At 40.2% G+C, this 17,013-nt stretch carries 20 protein-coding genes; 1 reads left to right on the forward strand and 19 read right to left on the reverse strand.

The annotated features are described in order from the left end of the window. Nucleotides 1–15: 15 nt before the first annotated feature. Complete coding sequence (locus tag VEB00_08800) at nt 16–786, reverse strand: polysaccharide deacetylase family protein (GenBank protein ID HYF83107.1); 771 nt, start codon at nt 784–786, stop codon at nt 16–18. Between the two features lie 189 nt (nt 787–975). Between VEB00_08800 and VEB00_08805 the strand changes: the two genes are divergently transcribed. After that, entirely contained in the window at nt 976–1,515 is a 540-nt protein-coding gene (locus VEB00_08805) for a YcxB family protein (protein ID HYF83108.1), read from the forward strand. A gap of 172 nt (nt 1,516–1,687) precedes the next feature. Here VEB00_08805 and VEB00_08810 read toward each other — a convergent pair whose 3' ends face one another. From VEB00_08810 to VEB00_08895, 18 genes are all read right to left on the reverse strand, one after another. Beyond that, nucleotides 1,688–1,861, reverse strand: coding sequence for a hypothetical protein (locus tag VEB00_08810; GenBank protein HYF83109.1), 174 nt, complete (start codon nt 1,859–1,861; stop codon nt 1,688–1,690). Nucleotides 1,862–2,012: 151 nt separating this feature from the next. Further along, nucleotides 2,013–2,399 carry a hypothetical protein gene (locus VEB00_08815; protein ID HYF83110.1) on the reverse strand — a complete coding sequence of 129 codons (387 nt, stop codon included), beginning with the start codon at nt 2,397–2,399 and terminating at the stop codon, nt 2,013–2,015. Between the two features lie 34 nt (nt 2,400–2,433). After that, a complete protein-coding gene (locus VEB00_08820; GenBank protein ID HYF83111.1) occupies nt 2,434–3,000 on the reverse strand; it encodes a class I SAM-dependent methyltransferase in 567 nt (188 codons plus the stop codon). A gap of 20 nt (nt 3,001–3,020) precedes the next feature. After that, complete coding sequence (locus VEB00_08825) at nt 3,021–3,401, reverse strand: YraN family protein (GenBank protein ID HYF83112.1); 381 nt, start codon at nt 3,399–3,401, stop codon at nt 3,021–3,023. Further along, complete coding sequence (locus VEB00_08830; protein ID HYF83113.1) at nt 3,394–3,669, reverse strand: EscU/YscU/HrcU family type III secretion system export apparatus switch protein; 276 nt, start codon at nt 3,667–3,669, stop codon at nt 3,394–3,396. Before VEB00_08830 ends, VEB00_08825 begins: the two co-directional genes overlap by 8 nt. A 1-nt stretch (nt 3,670) precedes the next feature. Further along, a complete protein-coding gene (locus VEB00_08835; protein ID HYF83114.1) occupies nt 3,671–5,323 on the reverse strand; it encodes a flagellar hook-length control protein FliK in 1,653 nt (550 codons plus the stop codon). A 5-nt stretch (nt 5,324–5,328) separates the two neighbouring features. Beyond that, the gene (locus VEB00_08840; protein HYF83115.1) at nt 5,329–5,973 is read right to left on the reverse strand and encodes a ribonuclease HII; all 645 of its coding nucleotides are present in this window, start codon (nt 5,971–5,973) and stop codon (nt 5,329–5,331) included. A gap of 266 nt (nt 5,974–6,239) precedes the next feature. Next, a complete protein-coding gene (gene ylqF, locus VEB00_08845; GenBank protein ID HYF83116.1) occupies nt 6,240–7,097 on the reverse strand; it encodes a ribosome biogenesis GTPase YlqF in 858 nt (285 codons plus the stop codon). A gap of 58 nt (nt 7,098–7,155) precedes the next feature. Beyond that, nucleotides 7,156–7,497 (reverse strand): 50S ribosomal protein L19, encoded by a 342-nt coding sequence (rplS, locus tag VEB00_08850; GenBank protein ID HYF83117.1) that lies wholly within the window; start codon nt 7,495–7,497, stop codon nt 7,156–7,158. Nucleotides 7,498–7,757: 260 nt separating this feature from the next. Beyond that, on the reverse strand, nt 7,758–8,495 hold the full coding sequence (gene trmD / locus VEB00_08855; protein ID HYF83118.1) for a tRNA (guanosine(37)-N1)-methyltransferase TrmD: 738 nt from the start codon (nt 8,493–8,495) through the stop codon (nt 7,758–7,760). Beyond that, nucleotides 8,496–8,999 (reverse strand): ribosome maturation factor RimM, encoded by a 504-nt coding sequence (gene rimM, locus VEB00_08860; protein ID HYF83119.1) that lies wholly within the window; start codon nt 8,997–8,999, stop codon nt 8,496–8,498. Between the two features lie 266 nt (nt 9,000–9,265). Further along, on the reverse strand, nt 9,266–9,493 hold the full coding sequence (locus tag VEB00_08865) for a KH domain-containing protein (GenBank protein HYF83120.1): 228 nt from the start codon (nt 9,491–9,493) through the stop codon (nt 9,266–9,268). 36 nt (nt 9,494–9,529) lie between these two features. After that, nucleotides 9,530–9,778: a 30S ribosomal protein S16 gene (gene rpsP, locus VEB00_08870; protein HYF83121.1), complete on the reverse strand. Its 249-nt coding sequence runs from the start codon at nt 9,776–9,778 to the stop codon at nt 9,530–9,532. A 40-nt stretch (nt 9,779–9,818) separates the two neighbouring features. After that, the gene (gene ffh / locus VEB00_08875; protein HYF83122.1) at nt 9,819–11,159 is read right to left on the reverse strand and encodes a signal recognition particle protein; all 1,341 of its coding nucleotides are present in this window, start codon (nt 11,157–11,159) and stop codon (nt 9,819–9,821) included. 22 nt (nt 11,160–11,181) lie between these two features. Continuing rightward, nucleotides 11,182–11,544 carry a putative DNA-binding protein gene (locus VEB00_08880; GenBank protein HYF83123.1) on the reverse strand — a complete coding sequence of 121 codons (363 nt, stop codon included), beginning with the start codon at nt 11,542–11,544 and terminating at the stop codon, nt 11,182–11,184. An 84-nt stretch (nt 11,545–11,628) separates the two neighbouring features. Continuing rightward, nucleotides 11,629–12,765, reverse strand: coding sequence for a signal recognition particle-docking protein FtsY (ftsY, locus tag VEB00_08885; GenBank protein ID HYF83124.1), 1,137 nt, complete (start codon nt 12,763–12,765; stop codon nt 11,629–11,631). Between the two features lie 73 nt (nt 12,766–12,838). Continuing rightward, a complete protein-coding gene (gene smc, locus VEB00_08890; protein ID HYF83125.1) occupies nt 12,839–16,399 on the reverse strand; it encodes a chromosome segregation protein SMC in 3,561 nt (1,186 codons plus the stop codon). A 297-nt stretch (nt 16,400–16,696) separates the two neighbouring features. Next, the gene (locus VEB00_08895) at nt 16,697–16,957 is read right to left on the reverse strand and encodes a stage V sporulation protein S (protein HYF83126.1); all 261 of its coding nucleotides are present in this window, start codon (nt 16,955–16,957) and stop codon (nt 16,697–16,699) included. Between the last annotated feature and the right edge of the window lie 56 nt (nt 16,958–17,013).

Below are 17,013 nucleotides of genomic sequence, written 5' to 3' on the forward strand. Positions count from 1 at the left end.
TTTAGGAGGTATTTTTTATCTCAATAACTTCTGCATTCCGGTATGGTCTATATAGTAATTTTCCTTATAAATCAGCTCTGATATCGGCACTACCTTATACCCTTCCTTCTGAAGGTTCTCCAGCACTATCGGAAGTGCATCCTTTGTATAGGTTGCATTGTTGTGGAAAAGTACAATTGAGCCGTTCTTCACCTTTGAAAGTACGCGCTTGACTATTGCATCAGCTCCATAGTCTTTGTAGTCAAGAGAGTCAACATCCCATTGAATGATCTGTATGCCCATTTCTCTGGAGGTTTCTATAAGCCTGTTGTTATAGTCTCCAAATGGAGGACGGAACAGAGTAACCTTTTTATTTGTAATTGCTTCTATCTTTTTTGAAGTCTTTCCCAGCTCCTCAATAATCTGCTCCTTTGACAGCTGCGACATATGCGGGTGCTTTGCGGAATGATTGCCTACCTCGTGGCCTTCCTCATCAATTCTCTTTACCATTTCCGGATATTTATCAATCCAAAAACCGACTAGGAAGAAGGTAGTCTTTACCTCATACTTTTTGAGTATTGCAAGCAGGTCTTCTGTGTAATTGGCCCCCCATGCTGCATCAAAAGAAATTGCGACCTTCTTTTCCGATGTATCCACACAGTATATCGGAAGCTGCCTGCTGTTATCCTTGAAAGCATCCAGCAGGTGATTGTAGCTTGCATAATTGTATATTAGTGAAATGCTGACTATCACCATCACCAGCATAATATTTATGGCTTTGTAGCTTCCTTTAAATCTTAGCTTCACGTTGCACCTCCAAAAATCTTTCTTTCATAAATAATTTATTCAGAGGATTTGGAAGTAGAATATAAATGAAGTGCGTTATTAACATTTTGATTGACTGGTAAGCTGTTATGTTAATAAGCACTAGACCAACAGCCAAAAATTAAATATAATAGTAGTTAGTATTCAAATTTACTTGGGGGTGTGGTATAAATGGCCGAAGTGCACGAAAAGACCTTTGATATTAAGGTCAGGCTTACGATGCTGGATTATTTCCGTTATTACTTTTCACTTTTCAATCTAAAAAAATCAGGTTTAGTCGTCAATATAATGTGCGCAATTATTGTTATAATCTATACCTTAAGTTTAGTTTCATTGCTATACATTACATCCTCTACCCAAGTTTTTGACTGGGGAACAGTTAAGGGTATAACTCTTGACCTGGTAATAATGATTTTGTTCTCAGCTCCCTTTATAAGAACATATCTTATTGCGTTCAAGGATGCAAAAACACATAAGGTCCTTGATAAGGACATCTATATAACTATTACTGCGGACAAGTTCATCGTATCTACAAATGACACAAAGCTGGAGTATTCGTGGAAAAAGATGTATAAGGTATTTGATTTCTCCCATGGTTTTGCACTCTTCATTGATAAGAAGGATTTGGCTTTCGTCCTGCCAAAGAGATACTTCAAGAACAAGGAACAGATAAAATTCGTAAAAGAAATTATAGCAAAATATAAGAAGTAGAAAAAAATCGGAGCATCAGCTCCGATTTTTTATGCTTCTAATAGTAGGACACTCATATCATCGCACCACTATCTTGGGATAGCGGGACCGGCCTTGCAGTATTAGCGGTCGTCGCCTGACAACCGCACCATGCTCCTCCATGAGTGTCCGGGCATTATGTCCCAAGCATCAATCATGATATGATTGTATGTACCAGCTCTATGACTTCCTTTGGAGTAAATTTCGCGTAATTAACCAGTAAAAGCGCTGTTAATGCTAAAGCAACCAACCTGATCAATGTTGAGAACGTAAGGGTGTTTATCACTTCAAACACATTCTGCGATGTTTTCTTACAACTGCGTTTCATAGTGACTTTTTTTCCCTCCTTTCACACCAGGCCGGGAGGTGCTTAAACAAGAATATCTTGTTTACTATATTATACCTCCTATTTTATTCCAGTCAAAGGAGGAAGAGTACTATTTTTACTGCGACTTTATTACCATTTTTATACATTTATACTATCTAAATATAACTCCCAATATTATGGCTGCAATAACAGGAATAAAAAGATACATTAATATAATCCATACAATACCTCTTCTTTTTGATTCGTACTTCTCTGCTGACTTCATTTCATCTTCTTTCCCGATTTCCTCAGGCATATCTATCACTTCAGAGTCAAGAATGGCCTTTGCCAATTCAGCAGCATCCTCAGGTACAAACAAATCAATTCCGTAGCGGGACATTCCCATGTATACCTCCAAATAGCTTCCATTCTCTTTATGTCTCCTTTGAATTAGTATACCTTCAGTCCCAAGAACCGACTCCACCATGACTGCCTCCTGTTCATCAGCTACATTCTTCACGAAAGCCCAGCCCTTGATTCTCTTATTTACCTCTGGCATATTATATAACACCTCATTTCATGAATTCTCTATCCTACTCTGTAACCTTCTCTATGCACACAGCAATTGGAGGGCAATTGATTTGATTTACAAAGTCACTTACAAGCACTATATGTTTCCTGCAATCAATGGTCTTCACATATTCAAGCACCGCTTCCTTCTCTTCAAAACCGCTGTCTCCGCCGTAGTATATTACCATCATTATTAATCCGCCAACCATAAGCAGTTCCATGGATTTCTTCAAGGCTTCTATGGTGGTATCAGCTTTTGTACCAATATTATGATCTCCCTTGGGAAGATAGCCCAGGTTGAACATTACTGCCCTGACGCCCTTCGCTACATAGCGATCAATATTCTGGTGTCCATCCATTATTAACTCAACATAGCTGCTAATCCCGGCATCATCAAGTTTTTTTCTTGTATTTGCAAGGGCATATTCCTGTATGTCAAAGGAATAAACCTTGCCCTTATCTCCTACAAGCCCAGCAAGGAAAAGAGTATCATTACCGTTCCCCATTGTGGCATCTACAACAGTATCTCCTTGCTGCACCACCTTTTTAATAAACTCATGTGAAATATTTAAAGAATTGCTGAGTATCATGTCTAAATATCTTCCTTCCTTTAATAGCCGTACCTTCCTGAATACTGGAAGGCATCCTTTATCAGGTTTATCTGGTATTTATTCTCTGCATCAACCAATATTTCTATTACATCAAACCTGCACATATAATCAAGAAGCTTATTAGTTTGGAGGTAGTACAAAGCTGTCTTGACTATTTTTTTCTGTTTTGCAGCACTTACTGCCTCGGAGGGTAAGCCATATTTCTCACTGCTTCTTGTCTTCACCTCTACAAAAACAACTGTGTCATTTTGCAATGCTATTATATCGATTTCCCCCACCTTGCAGCTAAAGTTTCTTTCGAGCACTCTATAATCACTTTCCGCAAGGTATTCACACGCCAAGCCTTCCCCAAAAGCCCCCAGAATTTTATTATTACCCATTCTTGCTGCCCTTCTCTCTGTCAATACTTGCGATGAATACCAAAACTTCTGCGACAACGCTATACAGTTCTGGGGGAATCTGATCACCAATATCCAGCTGTATCAGAGTATCGATAATTCCGCTATCCTCAAAGACAGGCACATTGTTTTCCTTTGCGGTCTTTATTATCCTTTCTGCCACCTCGCCTTTACCCAAGGCTGTAATTTTAGGCGCTGCCTCTCCCTGCTCATAGGACAAAGCCGCTGCTTTCTTAAGCTTATTATTCATATTATATCCTCATATCAAAATGGATTTTCCCTGAACCGCTCTCGTTTATCATGGCTTCAAGTGAAAGCAGGCTGAAAGGCTGTTCCAGGCTAATAATTCTAACCGGACTCAGGCTGTAGCCTTTTCCCTCCAAAGAATTCTTAAGTAAAAGACTTTGCTTTTCTATTATGTCTCCTACGCTTTTATTTTCAACTCTGAAAGTAACGTTTACAGCCTTGCCCTTCACCCCTATCATACTTTCCAAGTGACCAAGGCTTTTCAAATCCAGTGCAATAAGAATAGTGGCATTATCCGGGTTTATTTTTTTGCAGTTCTTGCCCTCATTAAATATATAAAGCTTAGCAGTGGAAGTATCACTGTTTATCATTAATGGTATCTGTATAAAATTGTTATTTTCATTTATACTTCTGATAAAATCAATATTATCCCTAAGATTGGACAGTGCATCCCTAATCTCCGGGTCTTTATTCCCTCTGCTGTCCAGATAGTTCTCCAGTTTTTCTCCCAGTTTTACTATATCCTTCAGTTGCTCTGCAACCTCTTTGCTGTTCTCCACCTGTCTGGGTTCCAGGAAAACCTTCTTTATGGACTCCTTTATTTCCCTTAACTCTGGATTATCCTCAACAATTATTCTTTGTTGAAGCTTATCAATGAACTGCGATATTCCATCGCTGTTCTCAATATTTTTCATAAGCATACCCAAATTCTTAGGGGTTATCTCTATCTCTTTTGAAACAAGGTAAGTTAGAGCTTCCATATCGCTATTTTTTATTGAAGCGAGAATATCCGATACTTGTCCTGCGAACCTTTTTACTTCGCCTCCTGCTTCTATTCCCAGCTTCTCTAATACTTCGAGAAGCTCTGTTCCCCTATTATCTTCAATGGGAGCACCAACCTCCTGCACTGGCTTCCTTACGTTCAAATCACCAGCAGGCTCCTTTTTTATTGGCTCCTTTACACTCACTGGGCTCTCACTATTAATTTCCTCCTCAGCTAATGCCTGGCTAACCTTAATATTGACAGGCTGCTCAGTCTCCTTGCTGATTTCTTTTACTTCAATATTCCCTGCAGGAGCATTCGATAATTTTATTTCATCTCCCACTACAGCCTCCTGCTTTATCAAATCAGGGGACCATTTGAGAACAACCTTATTCAGCACATCAACCGTCGTGTTTTTTATATCCAGTCCGGAAAGCAGCAATCCCACTCGTCCTTCGCTGCTTTGGTTCAAATTATCGATACTTTTCTGCAGTCCTGTAATATTCACAATTGCTTCCTTGTTCAAAGGAAGCTTGTATTTTATCAGAAGCTTTGCAGCCTCAATATTCTTCTCATCAACAGGCAGGTTGATTTGCTTCAAAAGCTCGGACACCTTTGCATCCAAATCGGTGGCTTTACTTTCAGTCTTAAATTCAGCATATATTTTTCCGCCAGTTATGCTGCTGACTATCAATTCTACAAAAGCACCCTTAGGAATATTTGCACCCTCTTGAAGTAAAGCGGTAAATATCTGGCCGCTTGCTGTCCTTATAGCAATGCTGTTGCCCAAGGCTTCCAGCACCATTCCTTTTAAGGCATCACCGACATCCAGGTTCTTCAGCTGTTCTGTCAATTCCGCTTTTATGGATAACAAGCTTGAAGCATCAATTCTCATTTAAATCACCCCTGAAAATTCTTTGTAAAAGATCTCCTATGTATGGGTAAAAGACCGTATTTTTTAATGCATTCAATATGTTCGCTGGTTCCATACCCCTTATGCTTGCTAAAAGAAAAGTGAGGATATATCTCATCATAGCTGGATATTATCCTATCCCTTTCAACTTTTGCTATTATTGATGCGGCAGCTATTGATAAGCTTAGGCTGTCGCCCTTTATTATCCCTTTCTGAGGAATATTTATATCCTTTAAGGTCACAGCATCAAGCAGAATATATTCAGGTTTTGCGGACAAATCTTGTAAAGCCTTCTTCATTGCAAGGTATGTAGCGTTAAGTATGTTTATCTCATCTATAATCTTTTCATCAACTATTCCAATGCTGCAGCACAAGGCTTTTGACTTTATCTCGTCATATAAGTATTCCCTTTTCTCAGCTGAAAGCTTCTTAGAGTCATTAACCCCTGGTATGAGTATACCTTCCCCAAGTATAACCGCTGCAGCGACAACAGGCCCTGCCAGCGGACCCCGTCCTACCTCGTCCACACCTGCAATCAGTTTAAAGCCCTTCTCATAGCAAATCCGCTCGTACTCTGTCATTTTGAAGAGTCGTTCCTTTTCCTTATCATCATCTTTAATTCTGATAGCCATTACTACACCTCATTCGTCCCTATAATAATTTATCGGAATCTTTCACAAAAAAACAAGCATGTAAATTCTACATGCTCATTATATCATACAATATCTTATTTCCTATTAGTTCAAATATCATTTTACGTCAATAGCAAATCCTTAAAAATGGCCAGAAGCAAGCAAGACAAGGCGTGCAAGGCGGAATGCCCGGAGCGTACACGATGTACGTGAGGACTTTCCGACCGCAGCACAACGCAGTATTGCGCCGCTTATCGCCGTTTTTGTTAGAAATCTTCCGGTGTCTCCAGCGTAATATTCCCAATCTTCCCTCCGCGGAACTCATCCAGAAGCATTACCGAAGCCCTCAGCATATCTACTTCGCCGCCGGCTATTATGCAGCCTCTTTTCCGACCTATTTTCTCCAAGAGTGTCTGGGGGGTTATATCTGCAGTTATCTCATCCAGCTTATACCTGGCCTTAAGCATATTCGGAAATTTACTTATAAGTACCTCCAGAAGCTTTTCTGCCAGCTCATTGATATCCAGTATCTCATCCTTTATCGCACCAGTATAGGCAAGGCTCATACCCACTCTTTCATCCTCAAACTTAGGCCAGAGAATTCCCGGTGTATCTAATAGCTCCAGCTCAGGACTCACTTTTATCCACTGCTTCGATTTTGTGACTCCCGGCCTGTCACCAGTCTGTGCAACGCTTTTTCCCGCAAGCTTGTTTATGAAAGTGGACTTACCCACATTGGGAATCCCTATTATCAGTGCCCTTACAGTCTTAACCAGCAAGCCCTTGCTCTTAAGCCTATCGAGTTTTTCCTTCATAAGCTCCTTTGAAGCCGCCAATACATCCTTTAAACCTGTGCCGCTTACTGAATTGGCCAATATAACCTTTGTATTTTCCTGGTTGAAATAGTTAATCCACTTGCGGTTTACCACAGGATCAGCAAGGTCGCTTTTATTCAGTACGATTATTCGTTTTTTGCTTCCTACAATTTGGTCAACTTCCGGATTCCTGCTGCTCATCGGTATTCTAGCATCCAGCAGCTCAATAACAACATCAACTAGCTTTAAATCCTCTGCTATCTTGCGCTTAGCTTTGACCATATGTCCCGGATACCATTGTATGTTCATATGTACCACGCTCCAATGCTTGGTTATACAAAAATAAAAAGGGCTATTAAGCCCCCTTTTATCTTATTTCTTTAATCTTTGCTCTCTTACCTACTCTATCTCTTAAGTAGTTAATCTTTGCTCTTCTTACCTTACCTCTTCTAGCAACCTCGATTTTGTCCAATCTAGGTGAATGTAACGGGAAGGTTCTTTCCACACCTATACCGTAAGAAATTCTTCTTACTGTAAAAGTCTCTGACAGTCCACCACCCTGCCTTTTCATAACTACGCCTTCGTATACCTGAACTCTTTCTCTTGTTCCTTCTATAACCTTAACGTGTACTTTAACAGTGTCTCCCACATTAAAAGCAGGTATATCACCTCTAAGCTGTTCGCTTTCAATAACTTTAACTAAATCCATCGCAATGTCCCTCCTTCCATCATAGACGTTCATGTTCATTATAAATCACAATTAACTGTGATATTCTGATTAAGTGCTCTGACAGCGGAACGCCCGTATTAACGTTAAAATTATACCATATGCCAAGCCTCTGCGCAACAAGTATTTCACGAAATATACATAATCTTTAATATTCAAATTTCGCGAAGATACTTCCTTGACTTATCGAATTCGCACAATGCTCAAGAGGAATGCTTAAGTGCGTTCGATATATATAAGAATTATTTGCATTCTTTTTTTATCTTATCCAGAAGCTTCATATCTTCTTTAGACAAAGCCGCTTTAGCCAGCAGTTCCGGCCTTTTTTCATAGGTCCTTTTCAGGGATTGATATCTTTTCCATTGTTCAATATTCTCATGATGTCCTGAAAGCAGAACCTCCGGCACTTCCATACCCATGAACTCAGGAGGCCTTGTGTACTGTGGGAACTCCAGCAAACCATCGCCGAAGGACTCAACCATATGTGAAGCATCCTCCTTCAGCACCCCGGGAACCAGCCTGCAGGTGGCATCCACTACTGCCATAGCCGCTATTTCCCCTCCGGTCAGTATAAAGTCCCCTATGGATATCTCTTCATCCACAAGAGCTTCAGTTACTCTCTCGTCTATTCCCTCATAATGCCCGCAAATAATCATAAGGTTTTCATAAGTACTAAGCTCTAAAGCTTTTGCTTGATCGAAGGTTCTGCCCTGAGGACTCATAAGGATGGTGTAGGGCTTTTTACCAAGCATTGCTTTGATATCCTCCACTGCAGAGAATATAGGCTGGCATTGCATCAGCATCCCAAGCCCTCCTCCGTACGGATAGTCATCCACCTTCCTATGCTTGTTCTCTGAATAATCCCTTATGTTATGAAATTGCATCTTAATAAGTTCCTTTTCCGCAGCCCGTCCAATAATGCTTTCATTAAGCACTGCTTCGAACATCTCCGGGAAAAGTGTCAATATATCTATCCTCATTTAAATCAAACCCTCTGGCAGTTCTACCACAATTTTTTTATTCTTTATATCTATTTCTTTTACAACGTCCTTCAAGGCAGGAATAAGTATGTCATCTCCGCCGGTCCGAACCACATATACATCATTGCTGCCTGTCTGAAGCACATCTTTTATTGTGCCTAGAAGCAAGCCTTTTTCATCATATACTTCTAAATCTATCAAATCGCATATGAAATATGAGTCCTTGGGAAGCTTGACTGCTGATTTCCTGTCTACTTTTATGTAAAAATTCCTCAGCTTATTGGCCGCTTCTTCGGTATCGATTCCTTTTAGCTTCATTGCAATTGTGGTGCTTAAAAACTTAAGAGCCTCAATTTCATATTTCACTAGCTCATTATTTTCTTCTACATAAACCTCTTTGAGCTTTTTAAACCTGTTCATGTCATTAGTAAGGGGATAAACCTTTACCTCCCCCTTAAAGCCATGTACATTTACAATTTGTCCTATACTAAGGTATTGCAGCATACTATCTCTCCTATTATACAAAATGCAAAGACTTTTGCACTTTTGTTTCCTTAATATATCTCGCAGATATATAGTTCAATACAAAATACCAAAAAATTTGTTAAAAGGTCGTTTTATCAATATATGTAAAACGACCCTTTAAATAAGTATACTCAGTACGTAATTATATGAGAAGCTTTTATTTTAAATATTATCAAAAAGGAAGCTTCTCATGAAACTCGCTTACGGGGCATTACAAATTAATGTAGAACAGATGCCCCTACTCGTTATAGTATCTCTACAATTACCTTCTTATCCAGCTTTGCTGCACTGGATTTTACAACGGTTCTTATTGCTCTCGCAATTCTTCCGTTCTTTCCTATGACTTTCCCCATGTCTTCGGGAGCAACTGAAAGCTCAAGAATTAATGACCTGTCGCTTTCAGTTTCCTTTACCTTGACCATATCGGGATTGTCTACAAGGGCTTTTGCAATTACTTCTACTAGCTCTTTCAATTGCAACACTCCTAATGGATATTTTAATCCAAAATATTAAGCCTCAATTATTCCGTTTTTCTTTAAAAGCTTTCTAACTGTATCTGATGGTTGTGCTCCGTTATCGAGCCACTTTTTTGCTTTTTCAGCATCTATCTTGATTTCTGCCGGCTCTGTGATAGGATTGTAATATCCTATTTCCTCGATGAACTTGCCATCTCTTGGGGATCTTGAATCAGCAACTACCAATCTATAGAAAGGTGACTTTTTAGCTCCCATTCTTTTCAATCTGATTTTAACTGACATTGAATTCACCTCCTTACAAAATTTCTTAAATTAGCCTTTTTTATCTAAAGAAAGGCATTTTCATTTTGCCCTTCTTCATATCTTTTTCCATGCCTGCAAACTGCTTCATCATCTTCTTTGACTGCTCAAAGTTCTTCATCACCCTGTTTACATCCTGTATGCTGGTGCCGCTGCCTGCTGCAATCCTCTTTCTCCTGCTGCCGTTTATTATATCAGGGTTCTGTCTCTCTTTTTTCGTCATTGATCTTATTATGGCTTCAACCTTTACCAGTTCCTTGTCGTCAACCTCCATGCCCTTCATCTTGTTGGGATTCATTCCCGGTATCATTTCAAGTATTGAGCTTAAAGGTCCCATCTTCTTCATTTGCTGAAGCTGTTCAAGAAAATCATCAAAGTCAAACTGCTGAGTTCTGAGCTTCTTCTGCATCTCCATGGCAGACTTTTCATCAAAGGCTGACTGGGCTCTCTCAATGAGGCTCAGTACATCTCCCATTCCAAGTATCCTGGAAGCCATCCTATCCGGATGAAAAGGCTCCAGCTCATCCATCTTCTCTCCCATACCGGCAAATTTGATGGGTTTGCCTGTAATCGCCTTTACTGATAAGGCTGCTCCACCTCTTGTATCGCCATCCAGCTTGGTAAGTATGACACCGTCAATCCCAAGCTTTTCGTTGAAGCTTTCAGCTACATTTACTGCATCCTGCCCTGTCATTGAGTCAACAACAAGAAGTATCTCTGTGGGTCTTACATTACTTTTTATATCAACGAGATCATCCATAAGTTCTTCATTTATGTGGAGTCTGCCGGCGGTATCTATAATAACTACATCATTGCCATTCTTCAATGCGTGTGCTGCTGCTGCCTTTGAAATATCCAAAGGGTTCACTTTGTCACCCATTTCAAATACCTCAATGCCTACCTGCCCGCCTACCACTTGAAGCTGCTTTATTGCGGCAGGTCTGTATACGTCGCAGGCAACCAGCAGCGGGTTCTTGCCCTGTTTCTTAAGTATCAAGCCCAGCTTTCCGCAGGTCGTTGTCTTACCTGCTCCCTGCAAGCCGACCATCATAAGAATTGTTGGCGGTTTGGAGGAAAACATTATCTTACTGTTGGTGTTTCCCATGAGCTCTGTCATCTGTTCGTTGACTATCTTAATTACCTGCTGACCCGGTGTCAGGCTTTCCAATACATCATGCCCTACCGCTCTTTCAGTAACCTTGTTTATAAAATCTTTAACCACTTTGAAGCTTACATCAGCTTCCAGGAGGGCCATTTTAACCTCTCTCATGGCATCCTTAACATCTTTTTCATTTAACTTCCCAGCGCCTCTAAGCTTTTTCAGAGTCTGCTGAAGCTTATCAGCTAAACCTTCAAATGCCATACTATCACTCCACTTCTAAGCCCTATTCTTTAACCGATAGTTTTATATATTCTATTATGCTGCTTATTTTTTCATTAAAATATTTCTTATCATATTCGTTTTTATCCAATAATTCATTTAGCATTTCATTTATTTTCTGCATGCTTTCCTTTTGCTCTAAGAATCGGTCTACCAATCCAAGTTTTTCCTCGTATTCATATAGGGTCTTCTCAGCCCTTTTCAGCGTGTCATAAACTCCCTGCCTGCTTATTCCCTGCTGTTCTGATATTTCACCCAGGGACAGGTCATTGCCGTAATACATATCAACAATCTCAATCTGCTTCTTTGTAAGCAGCTGACCGTAGAAGTCAAACAATAAAGCTATTTGCACAATCTTGTCATACATATTAATACCTCTGAAAGCAACAATGTAAAGGTCTTGACCTTTACATTGTTATTTTATATTAATGTTATGCATTTGTCAATATTATTATTCCTCAAACAGTGCATCTACAAAGTCAGAAGCAACAAATTCCTGAAGATCGTTTACCTTTTCACCCACACCAATAAGCTTGACCGGTATATCAAGTTCAGACTTAATAGCTATAATTATTCCACCTTTTGCTGTGCCATCAAGCTTTGTAAGTATCAAGCCGTTTATATCTGCAACCTCTTTAAACAGCTTTGCCTGCGAAATGGCATTTTGTCCGGTAGTGGCATCAAGTACAAGCAGTGTCTCCTTATAAGCCTCAGGATATTCCCTTTCAATTACTCTTGAGATCTTTTTCAGCTCTTCCATGAGGTTTTTCTTGTTGTGCAGTCTTCCAGCCGTATCACATATCAGCACATCAGCTTTTTTTGATTTTGCTGAGTTGACTGCATCAAATATAACAGCTGCCGGATCAGAGCCTTCCTGATGCTTTATAACCTCAACACCTATCCTGCTGCCCCATATCTCAAGCTGATCTATGGCTGCAGCCCTGAAGGTGTCTGCTGCTGCTATAACAACCTTCTTACCTGATTTCTTCATTTTTGAGGCTATTTTCCCTATGGAAGTGGTCTTGCCTACTCCATTGACACCGATCACAAGTATTACTTCCGGAGTATTTAACCCAAGTTTTTCGCCACTTTCTCCCATAATATTAAGTATTTCCTGCTTTAGCAGACCCTTCACATCAGCGGGGTCTTTTATGTTCTTTTCTTTTACGCTTTTCCTCAGGTTTTCCAGAATCTTTAAGGTTGTAGAAACCCCAACATCTGAGGTTATAAGTATTTCCTCCAGCTCTTCGAAAAGCTCTTCATCAACGCTCTTGAAATTGGACAGCACATCATTAATCTTATCTGTGATGTTCTTCCTGGTCTTGAATAGTCCATCCTTCAGTCTAGTAAAAAATGAACCCTTGCCTTCCTCAGCTTCTTCTTCTATTTCCTCTTCCATCTCTTCTTGAATAACCTGTTCCGGTTCTTCTATATCCTCAAGCTCAGTCTCCTGAAGCTCTTCTTCTTCTTCCAGAAGCATCGCCTCTATTTCTTCATCAGAAAGCTGCTCCTCTGATTCTTCAACAAATTCCTCCTGCTGCTCATCCTCTTGTCCCTTCTTGAATAACTTAGAAAAAAATCCTGCCATCGCTAATACACTCCTTTTATGAAATATAATCAATGTATATAATAATGTACGGGCGATTCATGAATCGCCCCTACTAGCTTACTTTATCTTCAAGCTTTACTGACACCAGCTTCGATATTCCGTTCTCCTCCATGCTTACGCCATACAGACAGTCGGCTGACTCCATTGTACCCTTCCTGTGAGTTACTATTATGAACTGAGTAGTCGCCGAGAAGTTTACAAGGAACTCTGCATATCTGTCAACGTTTGCATCATCCAGCGCTGCGTCTATTTCATCCAGCACGCAAAAAGGTGCCGGCTTCATTTTCAGTATGCCAAACAGCAATGCTATCGCTGTAAGCGCTCTTTCTCCACCAGAGAGCAGCATCAGATTCTGAAGCTTCTTTCCCGGAGGTTTGGCTATTATCTCAATTCCTGACTCCAGTACATTCTCCTCATCCGAAAGGACAAGCTCTGCGTGTCCACCACCAAAAAGCTGTTTGAAAACCTCATTGAAGTTCTCGTTAATCTTATTAAACTCGGTGATGAACTGAAGCTTCATACTTTCTGCTATCTCAGCAATAACAGCAATCAGGTTATCCCTTGCTCTTGTGAGGTCCTCAACCTGTGTGCTGAGGAACAAATGACGCTCACTAAGCTTGTCATATTCTTCAATTGCATTTACATTTACTGTGCCCATGGACCGTATATCATTCTTCAGCTCTTCACAGCGTTTTGATGCCCATGTGAGACTCAGGCTTGAATCTCTGTAATCCTGAGCTCTGTTGTAACTCATGTCATAAGTCTCCAAGAGCTTCATTTCTGTGTTTTCCAATTCGATTTCAAGTCTGGCATACTGCATCTCAACTTTATGCAGGTCTGTTTGTAAAGTAGCAATGTCCTTGTTATATTCTTTAATATCTGTTTCTATCTTCTGCAGGTCTTCATATATCGTTGTTTTATCTCTCTCATTATCAGAAAGAAGCTTATGCTTTTCACCTGCTTCCAATACAGCTCTTTCAATTTCTGCTTTCTTGCTTTCGAAATCCGTCGTAAGTGCTGTGATTTCTGTTTCTTCCCTATCAATCTCAGCTTGATTGTTCCTTATTTCTTCTTCAATCTCACTGATTCTTTGCTCCATGTCTCTTATGGAGCCTTCTGTGGTCTTTTTATTATGCTCAACCGATGCTAATTTTATTTTGAGTTCAGTAATCTCTTCATTGTAGGCATCCCTTACTTCCTTGAACTGCTTCATCTGCTCCTGAAGCTCAGCTATCTGAGCCTCCACAGTCAGCTTATCCTTTTCTACGGCTTCTGCTTTCTCTGAATTCTCTGCCATTATCCTATTGGTTTCATTATATTCTTTTTCCAAATCCCCCAAATCCTTGAGGTTTATTGAAATTCTGTCCCTTATGACCTGCATATCATTCTTGATGTTTTCACATTTGTTCTTGTAATTATTGATATCTATCTGAAGAGAGTGGAATATCTCTGTTTTGAAATCAATATCACTGCTAATATCCGCTGATTGCATTTTCAGTTCTTCAAGCTTCGAATTCTGTTCCTCAAGCTCTCTCTGCTTAGCATCATGCTGCACTTTAAGAGTTTCAATTTCGCTTTTTCTGGACAGAACCGAGCTGGATGACGACTGCAAACTGCCTCCTGTCATTGATCCCCCTGCATTCACTATTTCACCTGCCAGGGTTACTATCTTGTATTCATAGCCGGCCTTTCTGGCAAGTCTTATAGCGGCATCAATGTCCTTAACAACCGCAGTCCTTCCCAACATGCTCTGCATTACATTTTTCATTTTGGGATCATATCCGATAAGGTCTGAAGCAACTCCAACAAAACCTTCCATATCAAAAAGCTGCTTTTCTCTGTCATTGAAAAATCTTGGTTTTATTGAGCTTATTGGAAGGAAGGTAGACCTGCCTACCTTGTGCTCCTTAAGGTATTCTATCAAAAGCTTAGCATCATTTTCCGTATCTGTTACTATGCTCTGCACCGAGCCTCCTAGAGCAATTTCTACAGCTGTAACATACTGAGAGGGTACTTTTATCATTTCCCCTACAACGCCACAAAAGCCTTTTGTTATATTGTGATGCTCTGTTATCAGAACCTTTACAGCCCTGCTGTAGCCTCCATGATCCCTTTCCATATCCTCAAGCACCTTGAGTCTGGAAAGCAGCGCTTCTTTCTCGGTCTTTACCTTGGCAATTTTTTCTTCTAATAGCTGGATGTCGCTTTCACACTCTTGCTTACTGCCTTTGAGCTCCTCTATCTGTACCCCGCAGTCCTCTGTCTTTCTTGTGAAATCCTCCAGCTCCGCAGTAGACCTCTTATATTGCTTCTCTTTGTCCTCCTGCTGCAGCTCAAGTACGTTCACATCACCTTCTACCTGACTTTTCCTTTTATTTATATTGTCGACAAATACGTTGGTGCTGTTAATTTTGCTCTTAAGCTCCGACAGGCTGTTTATTAGGTTTATAAACTTCTGCTGCTTATCACCAAGCTCTGATTCCATATCGTTTATGGATTGATAATTGGATTCAAAATCAGCCGTCTTTTCATCAATTTTCTCGCTTGCCTCAGAAAATGCTGAATTAAGCTGAATTAGCTTCTGATTGTTTTGCTCTATATTCAGATTCGACTTTTCAACCTCATCCTTAAGTTCACAATCTCTCTTATTGAGCCTTGCTGTATTCAGGTTAAGATTCTTGATTCTTTCCTGAAGTACGTTGCATTCTCCCTCGAGCTTCTCCTTATTATTCTCAAGATGATGGATCTCTTCGCTGAGCCCATTAATGCTGATTTCCAACTCACCAAGCAATGTTTTAAGCTCATTTTGCTTTAGCTCAAACTGAGCTGCAAGAGAGGTCTTCTCATGCATCAGGCCCTGTATATCCTCCGCTTCCTGCTTCGTACTCAGAAGCTTGCTGCGGTACTTATCTATATTATTGAGCATAAGGTTTATTTCTATTGCCTTAAGCTCCTCTACAATCCCTCTATAGCGTTTCGCCACTTCTGCCTGCTCTTTAAGCGGTCCTAACTGCGTCTGTATCTCTTCAATGATATCTGTTATCCTTATTATGTTCTGCTTAGTCTGCTCAAGCTTCTTCTCCGCTTCCTGCTTTCTGGACTTGTATTTTACAATGCCGGCTGCTTCTTCAAATACACTTCGTCTTTCATCTGATTTGTTGCTCAATATCTCATCGATTCTACCCTGTCCTATAATTGAATAACCGTCTCTGCCTATCCCTGTATCCATGAAAAGCTCATAAATATCCTTAAGCCTGCAGGAGGTTTTGTTTATAAAGTATTCACTTTCACCCGAACGGTACATTCTTCTCATTATATTAATTTCTGTATAATCTACGGGTATTTGCTTGTCGCTGTTATCAATGCACAGGGATACTTCTGCAAAGCCCAGGGCTTTCTTGGTGTCACTTCCTGCAAAAATGACATCCTCCATCTTGCTTCCCCTCAAGGCTCTTACACTTTGCTCTCCCAATACCCATCTGATTGCATCGGAGATATTGCTCTTGCCGCTGCCGTTTGGGCCGACTATGGCATTTATGGTATTGCCGAAGTTAAGCTCTATTTTTTCTGCGAAAGACTTAAAGCCATGTATCTCAATTTGTTTCAAATACAAATTTAGTCACTCCCGAATAACAGATTTTTATTAGTATATTTTAACACACCTTGTCCTCATATGCTATAGGCTGCTGGAAGGAGTCTAGGGCTGCTTATCCAGGTATTCTTTTTGGTTTGGTTGCGCGTTTCGTGTTTCGCGTTTCGCGGTAAGGGCAATGACTTTGAAGAACTATCCCAGTTTCTACTCGTAACTCGTAACTCGTAACCTGTAACTCGTAACGATAAAATATAAAGCCCATTACCAAATGTAGTAATAGGCTTTCATAAAATTAATCTATGTATAATGCTTGTCATTTTATCTTGGCTCCACGATGAACTTTATTGCAGTTCTATCCTCCCCGTCAATTTGTATCTCCGCAAAGGCTGGGACCACTACCAGGTCTATACCATTAGGTGCTACAAAACCTCTTGTGATTGCTATCGCTTTAACTGCTTGATTTACAGCACCTGCACCAACTGCCTGTAATTCTGCTGTTGCTCTTTCTCTTAATACAGCAGCAAGCGCTCCGGCAACTGATTTTGGTTGTGATGTAGCTGATACTTTTAGTACTTCCATTTTAGAATACCTCCTATATTTATCAGTATAGTTTATTATAGTATTCTATAAATATT

This window comes from Clostridia bacterium (assembly GCA_035628995.1).
Lineage (GTDB): Bacteria > Bacillota > Clostridia > Lutisporales > Lutisporaceae > BRH-c25.